Source organism: Cryptosporangium phraense, from assembly GCF_006912135.1.
Taxonomy (GTDB): domain Bacteria; phylum Actinomycetota; class Actinomycetes; order Mycobacteriales; family Cryptosporangiaceae; genus Cryptosporangium; species Cryptosporangium phraense.
On the sequence record NZ_VIRS01000067.1, the window covers coordinates 1 to 14,866 of the forward strand.

The following is a 14,866-nucleotide window of genomic DNA, read 5'->3' on the forward strand; positions in this document are numbered from 1 at the left end:
CCCGGGCAGAACGACGGTCGGGTCGGCGCCACCGGGGCCGCGGGCGCCGCGGCGACCGGCACCGCGCCACCGGCCGGTGGCCCACCGGACGCGACCGCCACCGCGGTCACCACCCCGGTCGAGGCCGTACCGGCTCAGGCCGGTGCCCCGCTCCCACCGGCCCCGGTCGACCTGCCCGGGTACGTCCCGGGCCCGGGCGGCCTCACCGTCGCCCCGGCCGGCGCGACCGGCGAAACCGCGTCCGGTACCGACCGGGACGCCTCCGACGACCCGTCGGCCGCCGACGCAACGGGCGCGGCCACCGGCCCGACCGGCGCCGACCCGACGCTGATCACCCACCCGTTCGCGGCCGACCTCAACGCCGCCCAGCCGGTGGACGTCACCGGCGCCAACGCGCCGGATCAGACCCCACCACCGCCACCCGCGGCCCAGGTCGCCGACCAGGTCATCCCGCTGCGGACGCAGGACGGCGTCCACCGGATCGCGATGGAGCTGCGCCCCGATGACCTCGGGACGATCAGCGTCGTCGCCGAGATCCGGAACGGCCAGGTGCACCTGCACTTCGGCGGCGCGAACGAGCTGACCAGGGAGACGCTCCGGGCCGCGCTGCCCGAGCTGCGCCAGCAGCTCGAGGACGCCGGGTTCGCCGGAGCGGCGTTCGACTTCAACGACTCACCGGCCGGGCAGAACCGGCAGCAGTTCGCCGCCACCGACCAGGGGCTGGGCAACCAGGGAGGCCGGGGCGGGCAGCCGGGCGCCCCGGACGGCGGACGACAGACCGGGACCCGCCCGCCCGGATACACCGAGCCACCGGCGCCACCGACGCCGGGGCGCCACGCTCTAGATCTGCAGGTGTAGCCATGACGGCACCGATCGGACAGTCAGGCAACAGCTCCGCGCTGACCAGCGCGCTCGGGGCGGCTCCGCAGAAGGCGCCGTCGGCCGACCTCGACAAGGACGCGTTCCTGAAGCTGCTGGTCGCGCAGCTGAAGTACCAGGACCCGATGAACCCGGCGCAGGGCACCGAGTTCGTCGCGCAGACGGCGCAGTTCACGACCGTGGAGAAGCTCACCGACCTGGCCGAGGTGCAGCAGCAGATGCTCACCGCGCAGCTGACGCTCGGGGCCGCGAACCTGATCGGCAAGGACGTCACGTACACCGGCCCGCAGGGTCTGCCGGTGACCGGGAAGGTCGAGGGGGCGACGCTCGGGACGAGCCCGAGCGTCACCGTGAACGGCGTCTCGATGCCGATGTCGAGCCTGACCGGGATCGGGAAGGTCGCCGACACCTCGGCGCTGACCCCCACCAACGGCGAGCCGCAGGACGCCTTCACCCCGATCAGCCAAGCCGTCCCCGGAGCCGCCCAGCCGCCCGGCACCGCGCCCGCGCCCGGCGGCACCACGCCCGCCCCGGCCGCCGCCGGCGCACCCACCGCCGGAGCGACCACGCCGGCCACCGGCGCAGCGGCACCGGCCGGCACCACGCCCACCACCACCGCGCCCGCCACCACGGCGCCGGTGACCGTGGGGACCGGGGTCACGAGTACCGGCACCGGCGTCTCCACCGGCAGCCCGTCACCCGCCGTAGCGACACCCACCACCCCACCCGGCCCCACCCCGGCCACCCCGACCACCACGACAGGCGCCACCACAGGCGCCTAGCCTGCGCCTTCGGAGCAAAGGAACCAACGACATGCTGCGCTCGCTCTTCTCCGGCATCAGCGGCCTCCGCGCCCACCAGCAGATGATGGACGTCACGGGCAACAACATCGCCAATGTCAACACCGCAGGCTTCAAGTCGAGCCAGGCCGTCTTCCAGGACACGCTCAACCAGATGCTCAAGGCGCCGGCCTCCCCCCAGGGAGCGGTCCAGGGCGGTACCAACCCGGCCCAGGTCGGCCTGGGCGTCCAGCTCGCCGGCATCTCCACGAACTTCACCCAGGGCTCGGCCCAGACCACCGGCCGCAGCACCGACCTGATGATCTCCGGCGACGGCTTCTTCACGGTCAAGACCGGCCAGGAGACCCTCTACACCCGGGCCGGCTCGTTCAGCTTCGACGCCGACGGCTCGCTGGTCACCAACGAGGGCGCCCACGTCCAGGGCTGGGTCGCCGACAAGACCGGCAACATCCCGTCGAACACGACGCCGACCGACCTGTCGCTGCCGATCAACACGCTGCTCTCGCCGTCGCAGACCACGTCGGTGAACTTCTCGGGCAACCTGCCGAGCGACGCCAAGGAGGGCACGGTCATCACCCCGTCGCTCACCGTCTACGACGCCTCCGGCAACGCGTCCGAGCTCACGGTCACGCTGACCAAGGGCTCGGACAACAACACCTGGGCGGTGAAGGTCGGCGACGGCAGCACCGACTTCGACGGCGGCAACATCACGTTCGCGGCCAACGGCACCACACCCGACCCGGCCACGCTGACGTTCCCGGGCGCGGCCGGCGACATCACCGTCGACCTGGCCGGCCTGACGAACTACGCGGGCACCACCACCGTCGCCCCCCAGAAGCAGGACGGCTACGCGATGGGGTCGCTGCAGGGGTTCTCGATCACCAAGGACGGCCAGCTGGTCGGGTCGTTCACCAACGGCCTGCGCAAGCCGCTGGGCCAGATCGCGCTGGCCTCGTTCAACAACGCGGCCGGTCTGGAGAAGGCCGGCGGGTCGATGTTCCGGACGACGGTCAACTCCGGCGTCCCGCAGATGGGGACGCCCGGCGGGGGCAGCCGGGGCTCGATCATGGGCGGCACGCTCGAGATGTCGAACGTCGACCTGGCCAGCGAGTTCACCAACCTGATCATCGCCCAGCGCGGTTTCCAGGCGAACTCGAAGATCATCAGCACCTCGGACGAGTTGCTCAACGACCTGATCAACCTCAAGCGCTGATAGGCGCAGCCTGACGTGATCATCGTGACGCGCCTCAACGGCCAGGAATTCGCTCTGAACCCGGATCTGATCGAGCGTGCCGACAGCACGCCGGACACGGTGATCACGCTCGTCGACGGCACGAAGTACCTCGTCGCCGAGTCGCTGGCCGACGTGGCCCGCCTGATCCGGGAGTACCGGGCGCTGGTCATCGCCGAGGCCCAGCGGGCCGTTTCGCCCACCAACACCCCGACCCTGTCCGCCGTGGACGAGCCGGCTCCGCCGACCGTCGTCCCACTGCACCGCCGGGAGCGCTGATGGACCCAGCCGCGATTATCGGCCTTGTCGGAGCCTTCGCCGTCGTCTTCACCGCCGTCATCCTCGAGGGCGGCAGCATCGGCTCGATGTTCCTGGTCGCGCCGCTGATCCTGGTCTTCGGTGGCGCGATCTGCGCGACGATGACCGGCGGCACGCTGCCGGACACGATCGCGTTCATGAAGAACTTCATCGGGGGCCTGACCGCGAAGAAGGTCGACGCCGGGGCGTCCGTCGACGTGATCGTCAAGCTGGCCGAACGGGCCCGGAAAGAGGGCCTGCTCGCGCTCGAGGACGCGATCAAGGACGTCAAGGATCCGTTCCTCAAGGACGGCCTGCAGCTGGCGGTGGACGGGACCGACCCGGAGGAGCTCCGGGAGATCCTCGAGGGTCAGATCGAAGCGAAGAAGAAGCGGGACAAGAACGCCTCGAAGTACTTCGAGAACCTCGGCGCGTTCGCCCCGACGATCGGCATCATCGGTACCACCACGGGTCTGATCCACGCGCTGGAGAACCTCGCCCAACCCGAGAAACTCGGACACGTCATCGCGGGTGCGTTCGTCGCGACGCTCTGGGGTCTGCTGTCGTCGAACCTGATGTGGCTGCCGATGTCGAACCGGATCAAACGGATGAGCGAGCTCGAGGTCGATCAGATGAACCTGTCGATCGAGGGCATCATGGCGATCCAGGCCGGCGCGAACCCGCGTCTGGTCGCGCAGAAGCTGAAGTCGCTGCTCCCGAACCCGGCGCCCGCCAAGGCGGCCGCCTGACATGTCGGGCGGCGGGGGCCACGGCGGCGGACGCAAGAAGAAGCACGAGGAGCACGAGGAGCACGTCAACCACGAACGATGGCTGGTCAGCTATTCGGACATGATGACGCTGCTCATGGTGCTCTTCCTGGTGCTCTTCGCGATGAGCAACGTCGACTCGACGAAGGTCATCCTGCTGCAGGAAGGCTTCAACCAGGCGTTCGGGACGAACGCCGTTTTGCAGGGCTCGAGCTCGGTCCTGCAGGACAACTCGTCGGACAGCGCCGGGATCGACATGGCAGCCGGGTCCGGACCGGCCGGTCAGATGACCGCGCAGGAGAAGCAGATCGCCCAGGAGGCGGTCAACGCGGCCGACCTCGCGAAGGCGCAGTCGCGGATGACCGTGGCCGAGGCCGAGGCGCAGAACCTCAAAGACGCCCAGAAGAAGATCACCGCGGCGCTGAAGAAGGACGGCCTGGCCGGCGACGCGTCGTTCACGATCGACCAGCGGGGCCTGGTCGTCACCGTCATCACGAACTCGGTCGTGTTCACCGGTGACAGCGCGATCCTGCGCCCGGTCGGCCAGAAGATCCTGTCCGCGGTCGGGCCCACGCTCAAGGCGCTGCCGAACGACATCGAGGTCGACGGCCACACGAACCAGCTGCGGGTGCCGACGGTCAACTACCCGTCGGCCTGGGAGCTCTCCACCGCCCGGGCCAGCGCCGTCGTGCGGTATCTGATCGACACGCAGGGCATGCCGGCCAACCGGATGGAGGCGGCCGGCTTCGCCGGCACGCGTCCGTTGATCAGCCCGCGGGATCCGCGGTCGGTGCGGCTCAACCGCCGGGTCGAGATCATCGTGCTCTCCGGCCTGCCGGACGACACCGCGTCGCTGCTCCCCACGGCGGCCAAGGCGACGGATTAGGACGTCCCGCCACGAGCGCCAGTCACTCGACGGAGACCGATTCGCACTATTAAAGTACGAAAAATGAGGCTGAGGGTCGAGCATGGCAGATAAGGACGACGAGGCGAAGGGCGAAGGCAAGAAGAAGGGTGGCAGCAAGAAGCTGCTCATCATCATCGTCGCCGCGGTCGTCGTGCTCATCGGTGGCGGTGCCGGTGCCTACTTCGCGTTCTTCGCCGGGTCCGGGACGACGGACGCCCATCCCGAACCGACGCCGAGCGCGGTCGTCGTCGCCGACGCGATCACCGTCAACCTCGCTGACGGGCATTACCTGAAGATCGCGATCGGCCTCCAGACCACGACCAACGCGGCCGAGACGGTCGACACGAGCAAAGCGCTGGACCTCGTGATCTCGCAGTTCAGCAACCTCGAGGTAGCCGAGCTCTCGACCAACAAACAGCGGGAAGCGGAAAAGGCCGAGCTGACCGAGAAGGTCGTCAAGGCCTACACCGAGGAGAAGAAAGAGTACGTAATGGCGGTGTATTTCACCGAGTTCGTCATACAGTGACGGCCGCTATCGCCGTTCACAATTACATACATCGCATTCCTCTCAGAACTCGACGTATGCAACCGATCGGGCCGACGTGAGTTCGTCGTCCGCGCCCGCCGGCGCCTCCCGCTCCGCCGGCCGGTCGTCACGACGTTCGAAGGGCGCTGGGCCGCAGCCCTACGACTTCCGGCGCCCGACGAAGCTCTCCCGGGAGCACGCGCGGACGCTGCAGATGACGTACGAGACGTTCGCCCGCCAGTACACGACGCTGCTGACGTCGAGCCTGCGGGCGATCTCGCAGGTCAGCCTGGTCTCGATCGAACAGCTGAGCTACGACGAGTACATCGCCCAGATCGGCAACCCGACGCTGCTCACGATGGTGACGCTCGACCCGCTGCCCGGCATCTCGCTGTTCGAGCTGCCGCTGGACATGGCGCTGGCCTGCATCGACCACCTCCTCGGCGGCCCGGGCGGGGCCCAGCCGCAGCGTCAGCTCTCGGAGATCGAGACCGTGCTGTTCCGCGGCGTGCTCGACCGCATCCTGGGCGAGTTCCGGTACTCGTTCGACACGGTCAAGAAGATCGAGCCCAAGGCCGGTGCGATCGAGTACAACCCGCAGTTCGCCCAGGCCGCCGCGCCCTCGGACCCGATGGTCGTCGTGTCGCTGGAGATGAAGGTCGGCAGCCAGGAGTGCATCGCGACGATGTGCCTGCCGTTCGCCGCGGTCATGCTCGCCCTGCAGAAGGCGGACGAGGCCCTCGCGCTGACCCCGGCCGAGCGGTTCGCGAAGGAACAGGCGCTGCGCAACGTCACCGGCGGGCTGCTCGGCGCCAAGCTGCCGGTCGTCGTGCGGTTCGGCACGACGACGATGTACCCGGAGCAGATCGTCGCGCTGGAACCCGGTGACGTGGTCTCGCTGGACCACCCGGTCAACCGGCCGCTGACCGTCAGCACCAACGGCATCGCCCTGGCCCACGCCGTCCCCGGTAATCACGGTGCGCGGCTGGCGTGCCTGGTCGTCGATCCCCCGAGAGAGGACGCCAGGCGTTGACCGCACCCACGACGGACGCAGCGAGTGTGCTCGCGCGGGTCGGCGCCGCCGCCACCGCGGCGCTGCCGCTGCTGCCCGCGGTCGACCCCCTCACGGCCGGCGATCCCCAGGTCGCGCCGGACTCCGGCGGCCTGGTCGGCCAGGGGGTGCTGGCCAGCTTCTCCGGTGCGGCCCAGGGCCAGCTGCTCGTCGCGGTCAGCCAGGACCTGGTGGACGCGCTGGCCGAGAGCCCGATGGGGGCACTCGACCTGACCCAGGCCCTGCAGCCGGTCGCCGAGGCGGCGGCGGGCACGCTCGGCGCGGTCGTCGTCGAGCAGGGCATCCCGGTGCCCGACCTGGACGCCGGGCTGACCGCGCTGTCGGAGTCCGGCGACGCGGCGTTCGTACTGCTCCGCGATGACAGCGGCGTCCGGGCGCTGATCGGCCTGCTGATCACGTCGGTGACCAGCACCGCGGATTCCGGCGGCAGCGGTGGCGGGAACGCGCCGCTGCGGCACGGGTTGGACCTGCTGCACGGCGTCGAGATGGACGTCACCGCGGAGCTGGGCCAGACCCGGATGACCGTGCGTGACCTGCTCTCGCTCGCGCCCGGCTCGGTGGTGGAGCTCGACCGGCTGGCCGGCAGCCCGGCCGACCTGCTGGTGAACGGACGGATGATCGGCCGCGGCGAGGTCGTGGTCATCGACGAGAACTTCGGCATCCGGGTCACCGAGATCATCAGCCCGGACGCGGAACGACCGGCGGGGTCGTCATGATCGAGGTGACTCTGCGGGCGATCTTCTCGCTGCTCGTCGTGCTGTTCCTGATGTGGGGGCTGGCCCGGCTGGTCCGGCGCCCGCTCGGCGGGCGGGCGGCCGGGGCACTGACCGTGCTGGCCCGTCAGCAGCTCGGCCGGACGTCGTCGGTCGCGGTCGTGAAGGTCGACGACCGGGCGCTCGTGCTCGGCGTCACCGACGGGCAGATCACCTACCTCACCGAGGCACGGTTGGCCGCGTTCGAGCGGACCAGCTTCGACGACGTGCTGGCCGAGACGATGGACGACGACGTGCTCGCGTCGCCGCCCCGGAGCAGGGCCGCCGCCCGGCACGCGGCCCACGCGCCCGCGGGCGGGTCGGTGCTCTCCCCCGCGACCTGGCAGGCGACGATCGGCTTCTTCCGCGATCGGGCAAGCCGGCCACGATGAGACGCCGGGCGGGGATGGTGCTCCTCAGCCTCATCGCCGCCCTGGTAGTCCTGGGCGGCCCGTTTCCCCTGTTCGATTCGCCGGCTTCAGCTTCGTCGGTGTCGTCCGTATCGAATCGAACGGCCGGCGGGCCGGAAGCGGCACCGGCCGCACCGACTCCTCCGGTTCCACCGGGCGGGCAGGTGACGGTCAACGTCAACAATGGGCCGAACGGGAAGCCCAGCACGGCGGTCACCCTGCTGATCGCGCTCACCGTGCTGTCGATCGCCCCGTCGCTGCTGCTGCTCTGCACGTCGTTCACCAAGGTCTTCGTGGTGCTGAGCGTGGTCCGGAACGCGCTCGGCCTGCAGACCGTGCCGCCGAACCAGGTGATCGCCGGGCTGGCGCTGTTCCTCAGCCTGTTCATCATGGCGCCGGTGTTCACGCAGGTGAACCAGCAGGGCGTGCAGCCCTACCTGAAGGGCACGAAGACCCAGACCCAGGCCTTCAACGATGGGGTGGAGCCGCTCCGGACGTTCATGCTCAAGCACACCCGCAAGGACGAGATCGCGCTGCTCACCAAGGTCGCCGACAAGCCGCGTCCGAAGACCAAGGACGACGTGTCGCTGCCGGTGCTCATCCCGGCGTTCATCCTGTCCGAGCTCCGGGCCGCGTTCATCATCGGCTTCGTCATCTTCCTGCCGTTCATCGTCGTCGACATGGTCGTGTCGGCGTCGCTGATGTCGCTGGGCATGATGATGCTGCCGCCGGTGATGGTGTCGTTGCCGTTCAAGCTCCTGCTCTTCGTGATGTCGAACGGCTGGGGCCTCGTCGTGACCGCTCTGGTCGCGTCCTACCGGTAGGAGGCCACCTCATGACGGATGCCCAGATCATCGAGATCGGGCTGCAGACGATGACGATCATCGCCAAGCTGACGGCCCCGATCCTGCTCAGCACGCTCGCGGTCGGTTTCCTGATCTCGCTGTTCCAGTCGGTGACGCAGATCCAGGAACAGACGCTCTCGTTCGTCCCGAAGGCGGTCGCGGCCGGGGCCGCCCTGCTGCTGGGTGGCAACTGGATGCTGCACGAGCTGGTCAGTTTCACGACCCAGCTCTACGACAAGATCCCGACGCTGCTCTCCGGGTCGTGACTTGGCAGTTCGACGCGACGCTCGTCGTCACGATGCTGCTCGCGACCGTGCGGGCGTCGGCGTGGCTGATCGTCACGCCGCCGTTCGCGAACCCGATGGTGTCGCCGCGGATCAAGGCGCTCCTGGCGCTGGCGATCGCGCTCGCGGTGACGCCCCGCCTGCACGATCAGGCGCCGCCGCTGGAGTGGGCCGCGCTGGTCAGCAGCGCCGCCCAGCAGGTGGTCGTCGGCGCCGGGCTGGGCTTCATCACGTCGCTCTACTTCACCGCGTTCCAGATGGCCGGCGATCTGCTGGACATGTTCGGCGGCTTCCAGGTCGCGATGCAGTACGACCCGATGGCCAACACCCAGACCGCGGTCTTCGGCCGGTTCTACAACCTGCTCGCGGTCACGCTGCTGTTCGCCACCGACGGGCACGCGCTGGTGATCCGCGGCTTCACCGCGTCCTACGACGCGATCCCGCTGACCGGGCTGCTCTCGCTCTCCCGGCTGGGCGAGGTCCTCACCACCGGCATCGGCGAGATGTTCCTGGCCTCGCTGCAGATCGCCGGGCCGCTGATCGCGGTGCTGTTCTGCGCGGACGTCGCGCTCGGCCTGCTGACCCGGGTCGCGCCCGCGCTGAACGCGTTCTCGCTCGGTTTCCCGGCCAAGATCCTGCTCACCGTCATGCTGGCCGGGATCGCGATCGGGATCCTGCCCGAGATGGTCGGCGAGGTCGTCGACCGGGCCGTCGAGGCCGTGATGGCCGTGGTCAGGACGTGACCCGTGTCCGGTGAGAAGACCGAGAAGCCGACACCGCAGAAGAAGAAACAGGCCCGCAAGGAAGGCCAGATCGCCCGCACCCCGGACCTCGGGGCCTGGGTCGGGATGCTGCTCGCCAGCATGATCCTGCCGATCGTCATCCGGAACATGATGGAGCGCGTCCGGACGCTGCTGGACAAGGCCGTCGACCTGATCGAGCACCCCGACCCCAACCGGGGCATGGGCCTGATGCACGACGTGCTGATGACCGTGCTCATCACGGTGGCCCCGCTCGCGCTCAGCATGCTGCTGGCCGGCGTCGGCGCGGCGACCGCGCAGGGCGGCATGAACTTCGCGACGAAGCTGCTCAAGCCGAAGTTCAGCAAGCTGAACCCGTTCTCCGGTCTGAAGAAGATCCTCGGCCCGCACGCGCTGTGGGAGGGCATCAAGACGATCGTCAAGAGCAGCGTGCTCGGCCTGGTGCTCTACTACTCGATCAAGGACCTGATCCCGGTGCTGATGGGCGGCGGCCAGATCCCCACCGAGGTGATCATCAGCGAGGTCGTGGACACCGTCGAGCGGCTGATCCGCTCGGCCGCGGCGGCCGGTCTGGTGATGGCCGCGGCCGACTACGCGGTGGCCAAGCGTCGCATCGACAAGCAGTTGCGGATGAGCAAGCAGGACATCAAGGAAGAGCACAAGAAGACCGAGGGTGACCCGCACATCAAGGGCGCGATCCGGGCCCGGCAGATGGCGATGTCCCGCAACCGGATGATGTCCGACGTCCCGAAGGCCGACGTCATCGTCACCAACCCCACGCACGTCGCGGTCGCGCTGCGGTACGACCCGCTGAAGGGCGCACCGCGGGTGGTGGCCAAGGGCAGCGGGACGATCGCCGACAAGATCCGCACGCTGGGCACCGAGAACCGGGTGCCGATGATCCAGGACGTCGGGCTGGCCCGGACGCTGTACAAGGCCTGCCAGATCGGCCAGGAGATCCCGCCCGAGCTCTACGCGGCGGTGGCGACCGTGCTGGCGTTCGTCATGTCGCTGAAGGCCAAGGGCGCGGCGGCCGGGACGCACAAGCTGCCGCCGAACCGACGCGCGGGTCTACCGGGGGACGCGGACGTCCCTTGATCGCGGCTCTTACTTGATCGCGGCTGACGTGGCCGTCGACCAGTCGACGGCCTCGAGGTAGCTGCGGGCCAGCACGGCGACCGAGAGCCGGCGGCTCTGCACCCGGCCCAGGCCCAGCCCGCCCGACTCGTACACGCGCACCGCGTTGAGCACCTGGCCGAACTCGCCCTCCTCGCCGGCCAGCGCGGCCGCCACCTCCTCGGTCAGCGGGAGATGGTCGGCCAGCTCTCCGGCGTCCACCCGAAGCAGGTCGGCGACGCCGGACAGCAGACCGATCGTGAAACCGACCTCGGCCGGGAGGTCGGTCTGCTTGGCGACGTTCTGCAGCCAGCGGCCCCGCACCATCGGGATCGACAGGTCGGCCTCGCCGGCCTGGGACAGGTCGCTGACGATCATCACCGCGAGCCACTGGCGCAGCCGTTCCAGGCCGAGGATCACCACCGCGTCCTGGATCGACGCGATCCGGCGCTTCTGCCCGGCCGAGGCCGAGTTGGTCGCCCGGAGCACGCGCAGGGCCAGGCCGGGGTCGGCCGCGACCACCGCCGACAGCGTCCCCAGATCGACGTCCGGGCTGGTCAGCATGCCCAGCAGCTCGAGCTGACGGGCCCGGTTGGGCGTGATCGCCTCGGCCGAGAACACCTCGGGCCGGCCGAGCAGGTAGCCCTGGAAGTAGTCGAAGCCGAGGTCGCGGGCGAACTGGTAGTCGTCGTCGGACTCCAGCCGCTCGGCCAGCAGCTTGATGCCCCGCTTGCGCTGCCTGGCGATCGCCACCCGCTCGGTGAGGACGTCCGGGTCGACGCCGGCGACCTCGAACTTGATGTACGTGGCGAACGGGAGCAGCCGGTCGTGGGCGGTGCCCCAGACGAAGTCGTCGAGCGCGATCGCGTAGCCGTCCCGGGCGAGCGCGGCGACGCCGGCGTACACCTCGTCGTCGACCTCGACGGTCTCCAGCACCTCGCAGACGGCGAGCTCCGGCGCGAACGGCAGCGGCAGCTCGCCGACCAGGAACTCCCTGGTCAGGTTGACGAACCCGAGTTTGTCCCCGACCAGCCGCTCGAGCCCGAACTCGGCGAACGTGTTGACCAGGACCCGGCTGGTGGCCGCGGCGGCCCGCTCGCTCGCGGTGGTCGCGCCCGGCTCGTCGCGGAACAGCATCTCGTAGGCGATCAGCCGACCGTCCCGGTCGACGATCGGCTGGCGCGCGACATAGAGCGTCCAGGTGTTGTCGGCTACCGGCTCGGCAGACACGGGGACTGGAGGCACGTCCTTGACATCGGCGCGGGCGCGAACGGGTCAAGTCAAAACCTGAAACCCTCAGGCCCCGGTGACGTCCGCCGATGGGACATTTCGCTAGGACGGCAGCGGGGAGCCCGACGGATCGGGCATGTCGTCGTACTCGCGGAGCGCCGTGAACCTGAAGGCGTTGGGGCCGTTCGCCGTCCCCGTCGGCATCGTGGGCATCATCGTGATGATGGTCGTCCCACTGCCGACCTTCCTGCTCGACATGCTGCTGGCGACCAACATCACGCTGTCGCTGGCGATCGTGCTGGTCAGCCTGTACGTCACGCGTCCGCTGGACTTCTCGATCTTCCCCGCGCTGCTGCTGGTCGCGACGCTGTTCCGGCTCGCGCTGAACATCTCCGCCACCCGACTGGTGCTGCTGGACGGGTTCGCCGGCCACGTCATCGAGGCCTTCGGGCACTTCGTCGTCGGTGGCTCGCTGATCATCGGCCTGGTGATGTTCCTGATCCTGGTCGTCATCCAGTTCCTGGTCATCACCAAGGGCGCCGAGCGTGTGGCTGAGGTCGGCGCCCGGTTCACCCTCGACGCGATGCCCGGTAAACAGATGGCGATCGACGCCGACCTGAACGCCGGCCTGATCGACGAGGGTGAGGCCCGCCGACGGCGCGAGGACGTCGCCGCCGAGGCCGACTTCTACGGGTCGATGGACGGTGCCTCGAAGTTCGTCAAAGGTGACGCGGTGGCGGCGATCGTCATCACCGCGATCAACCTCGTCGGGGGCATGACCGTCGGGATCCTGCAAAAGGGCATGGCTCCGATGGAGGCGGTCAACACCTACAGCCTGCTGAGCATCGGTGACGGCCTGGTGTCGCAGATCCCGGCGCTGCTGCTCTCGGTGTCGACCGGCCTGATCGTGACCCGCTCGGCGACGTCCGGCGACATGGGGACGTCGGTCGTCGCCCAGCTCGGGGCGCAGAAGCGGGCGATGCAGATCGCCGGCGGGGCCGGGCTGGCACTGTGCCTTATCCCAGGGCTGCCGAAGATGCCGTTCCTGGTGCTCGGCGGGTTGACGCTGTTCATGGCCCAGAAGCTCCCTTCGCCGGCCCAGAAGGCGGCCGAGGACGCGATCGAGCAGGCCGCGGCGGCGGCCCCGACCGGTCCGGCCCCGGACTCGCCCGAGGCGCTGCTGTCGGAGATGCGGGTCGACCCGCTCGAGCTGGCGCTGGCCCCGGACCTCGTCGACCTCGTCGACACGTCCGGCGGCGACCTGCTCGACCGGGTCCGCGCGCTGCGCCGGAAGGTCGCGCTCGAGCTCGGCATCATCATGCCGCCGGTGCGGACGCACGACGACCTGGACCTGCCGCTGTCCAGCTACGGGATCCGGATCAGCGGCGTCGAGGTCGCGCGCGGGCAGGCGCCGCCGGGCACCGCGCTGGCGATCGGCGACGGCCTCGAGGCGCTGCCCGGCCGGGCCGGTCACGAGCCGGTGTTCGGGCTGGAGGGCAAGTGGGTCCCGGCCGAGCTGCGGCACCAGGCCGAGATGATGGGCGCCACCGTGGTCGACCGGGCCTCGGTGGTGATCACGCATCTGGCCGAGGTCGTGCGCACCAACGCGTCGAGGCTGCTGGGCCGGGAGGACGTCCGGAACCTCACCGAGATGGTGAAGCGGTCGAACCCGGTGGTCGTCGAGGAGCTCACGCCGGCGCTGCTCAGCCTGGGCGAGATCCAGCGGGTGCTGCAGTCGCTGCTCGACGAGGGCGTCCCGATCCGCGACCTGGTGCGGATCTTCGAGTCGCTGTCGCTGGCCGCGAAGGCGGGCAGTACGCCGGACGGCCTGCTCGAGGCGGCCCGGAGCTCGCTCGGGCCGGCGATCGCCAACCTGTACGTGTTCGACGGCCGCCTGCCGGTGATGACGCTGGACCCGCAGATCGAGCAGATGCTGCTGGAGTCGCTGCGGCCGGGCGAGGGCGGGATCCAGCTCGGGGTGGACACCGCCCGGGCCGAGGCGCTGGTCACCGAGGCGCACCGGCTGTTCGACGCGGCCGAGCAGCGCGGGGTGACCGCGGTGCTGGTCTGCTCGCCGGTGCTGCGGCTGCCGCTGCAGCGGCTGGTGCGGTTGGCGACGCCGCGCCTCCCGGTCCTGTCGTACACCGAGATATCGGGCTGCTCGGCCCAGATCGAGACCGTGGGGGTGGTGGGCGGTGTCTACCCGGCTGTTGCTTGAGGGTCCGGATCTGGAGGAGTTGCTCGCTCAGATCAAGGAGGAGCACGGCGCGGCCGCGCGGATCGTGTCGGCGGAGCGGGTGCGGTCCGGGGGATTGGCCGGCTTCTTCGCGAAGCAACGGTTCGAGATCGCGGTCGACATTCTCGATCCGGAGGAGGCGCGGCCGGATTCGCCGGCCGTTCCGCCTACTGCGGAGGGGCTGGCCGGGTTGCTGGCGCAGGCCGAGGAGCAGGAACGGAAGCTCGATCAGGTCGATCGCGGGGTCGGGCGCGGGCGTGCGTCCGCCGGGCGCGGGGGCGAGGGGGCGGCCTCCGGGCGCGGGGGCGAGGGGGAAGCCGCCGGACGCGGGGGCGAAGGGGCAGCCGCCGGACGCGGGGGCGAAGGGGCAGCCGCCGGACGCGGGGGCGAAGGGGCAGCCGCCGGACGCGGGGGCGAAGGGGCAGCCGCCGGACGCGGGGGCGAAGGGGCAGCCGCCGGGCGCTGGGGCGAGGGGGCGGCTGAGCGTCCGTCGGGGAGTGCGGCGCGGTTTGCGCAGGTTCTCGCCGGGCGGGAGGCGCCCGTTCTGAACGGGGTGGGGGACGTCGTCGGGGAGCGGGAGCAGGCGGTCGTGCGGTTGGCCGAGAGGTCCCGCCGCCGCCCGGCCCCGCCGGCCGCGTCCGACCGGCCGGCCTCACCGGCACCGACCGAGGGCGGCCCGGACCGCGAGCCGTCCGCACGAGCCCCGCGAGGTGACCGGAATGCGCCCGGCCCGGACGCGCGGACCCCGGGCGG

16 protein-coding genes and 1 pseudogene are annotated in these 14,866 nt (G+C 70.2%); 16 read left to right on the forward strand and 1 reads right to left on the reverse strand.

Going from position 1 to position 14,866, the window contains the following annotated elements; translation table 11 throughout:
• The 14 genes from FL583_RS39335 to FL583_RS39400 all read left to right on the forward strand — a co-directional run.
• On the forward strand, positions 1 to 858 hold an 858-nt coding region (locus tag FL583_RS39335), incomplete at its 5' end, for a flagellar hook-length control protein FliK (protein ID WP_142710022.1).
• Positions 859 to 860: 2 nt separating this feature from the next.
• Positions 861 to 1,661 (forward strand): flagellar hook assembly protein FlgD, encoded by an 801-nt coding sequence (locus FL583_RS41350; protein ID WP_205752863.1) that lies wholly within the window; start codon positions 861 to 863, stop codon positions 1,659 to 1,661.
• 31 nt (positions 1,662 to 1,692) lie between these two features.
• Complete coding sequence (locus FL583_RS39345) at positions 1,693 to 2,892, forward strand: flagellar hook protein FlgE (RefSeq protein ID WP_142710023.1); 1,200 nt, start codon at positions 1,693 to 1,695, stop codon at positions 2,890 to 2,892.
• Between the two features lie 15 nt (positions 2,893 to 2,907).
• Positions 2,908 to 3,189: a flagellar FlbD family protein gene (locus tag FL583_RS39350; protein ID WP_142710024.1), complete on the forward strand. Its 282-nt coding sequence runs from the start codon at positions 2,908 to 2,910 to the stop codon at positions 3,187 to 3,189.
• Positions 3,189 to 3,956 carry a motility protein A gene (locus FL583_RS39355; protein ID WP_142710025.1) on the forward strand — a complete coding sequence of 256 codons (768 nt, stop codon included), beginning with the start codon at positions 3,189 to 3,191 and terminating at the stop codon, positions 3,954 to 3,956. Before FL583_RS39350 ends, FL583_RS39355 begins: the two co-directional genes overlap by 1 nt.
• A gap of 1 nt (position 3,957) precedes the next feature.
• A complete protein-coding gene (locus FL583_RS39360; RefSeq protein WP_142710026.1) occupies positions 3,958 to 4,860 on the forward strand; it encodes a flagellar motor protein MotB in 903 nt (300 codons plus the stop codon).
• Positions 4,861 to 4,942: 82 nt separating this feature from the next.
• Positions 4,943 to 5,407 (forward strand): flagellar basal body-associated FliL family protein, encoded by a 465-nt coding sequence (locus tag FL583_RS39365; RefSeq protein WP_142710027.1) that lies wholly within the window; start codon positions 4,943 to 4,945, stop codon positions 5,405 to 5,407.
• 76 nt (positions 5,408 to 5,483) lie between these two features.
• Positions 5,484 to 6,440: a flagellar motor switch protein FliM gene (locus tag FL583_RS39370; protein ID WP_142710028.1), complete on the forward strand. Its 957-nt coding sequence runs from the start codon at positions 5,484 to 5,486 to the stop codon at positions 6,438 to 6,440.
• Between the two features lie 26 nt (positions 6,441 to 6,466).
• A complete protein-coding gene (gene fliN, locus FL583_RS39375) occupies positions 6,467 to 7,195 on the forward strand; it encodes a flagellar motor switch protein FliN (RefSeq protein ID WP_205752864.1) in 729 nt (242 codons plus the stop codon).
• The gene (gene fliO / locus FL583_RS39380; RefSeq protein WP_142710029.1) at positions 7,192 to 7,623 is read left to right on the forward strand and encodes a flagellar biosynthetic protein FliO; all 432 of its coding nucleotides are present in this window, start codon (positions 7,192 to 7,194) and stop codon (positions 7,621 to 7,623) included. Before fliN ends, fliO begins: the two co-directional genes overlap by 4 nt.
• On the forward strand, positions 7,620 to 8,465 hold the full coding sequence (gene fliP, locus FL583_RS39385; protein ID WP_142710030.1) for a flagellar type III secretion system pore protein FliP: 846 nt from the start codon (positions 7,620 to 7,622) through the stop codon (positions 8,463 to 8,465). Before fliO ends, fliP begins: the two co-directional genes overlap by 4 nt.
• 11 nt (positions 8,466 to 8,476) lie before the next feature.
• Positions 8,477 to 8,752: a flagellar biosynthetic protein FliQ gene (locus FL583_RS39390; RefSeq protein ID WP_142710031.1), complete on the forward strand. Its 276-nt coding sequence runs from the start codon at positions 8,477 to 8,479 to the stop codon at positions 8,750 to 8,752.
• Positions 8,749 to 9,513: a flagellar biosynthetic protein FliR gene (gene fliR / locus FL583_RS39395; protein WP_205752866.1), complete on the forward strand. Its 765-nt coding sequence runs from the start codon at positions 8,749 to 8,751 to the stop codon at positions 9,511 to 9,513. Before FL583_RS39390 ends, fliR begins: the two co-directional genes overlap by 4 nt.
• Positions 9,514 to 9,516: 3 nt before the next feature.
• Complete coding sequence (locus FL583_RS39400) at positions 9,517 to 10,629, forward strand: EscU/YscU/HrcU family type III secretion system export apparatus switch protein (protein ID WP_142710032.1); 1,113 nt, start codon at positions 9,517 to 9,519, stop codon at positions 10,627 to 10,629.
• 9 nt (positions 10,630 to 10,638) lie between these two features.
• Here the strand turns inward: FL583_RS39400 and FL583_RS39405 are convergent, their stop codons facing one another.
• A complete protein-coding gene (locus tag FL583_RS39405) occupies positions 10,639 to 11,877 on the reverse strand; it encodes an EAL and HDOD domain-containing protein (RefSeq protein WP_170324110.1) in 1,239 nt (412 codons plus the stop codon).
• 136 nt (positions 11,878 to 12,013) lie between these two features.
• Between FL583_RS39405 and flhA the strand changes: the two genes are divergently transcribed.
• Together flhA and FL583_RS39415 are read left to right on the forward strand one after the other, a co-directional pair.
• Complete coding sequence (gene flhA / locus FL583_RS39410) at positions 12,014 to 14,095, forward strand: flagellar biosynthesis protein FlhA (protein WP_142710034.1); 2,082 nt, start codon at positions 12,014 to 12,016, stop codon at positions 14,093 to 14,095.
• Positions 14,073 to 14,866 (forward strand): annotated as a pseudogene (locus tag FL583_RS39415) (hypothetical protein); the annotation flags it as partial. The gene flhA and the pseudogene FL583_RS39415, both read left to right, overlap by 23 nt.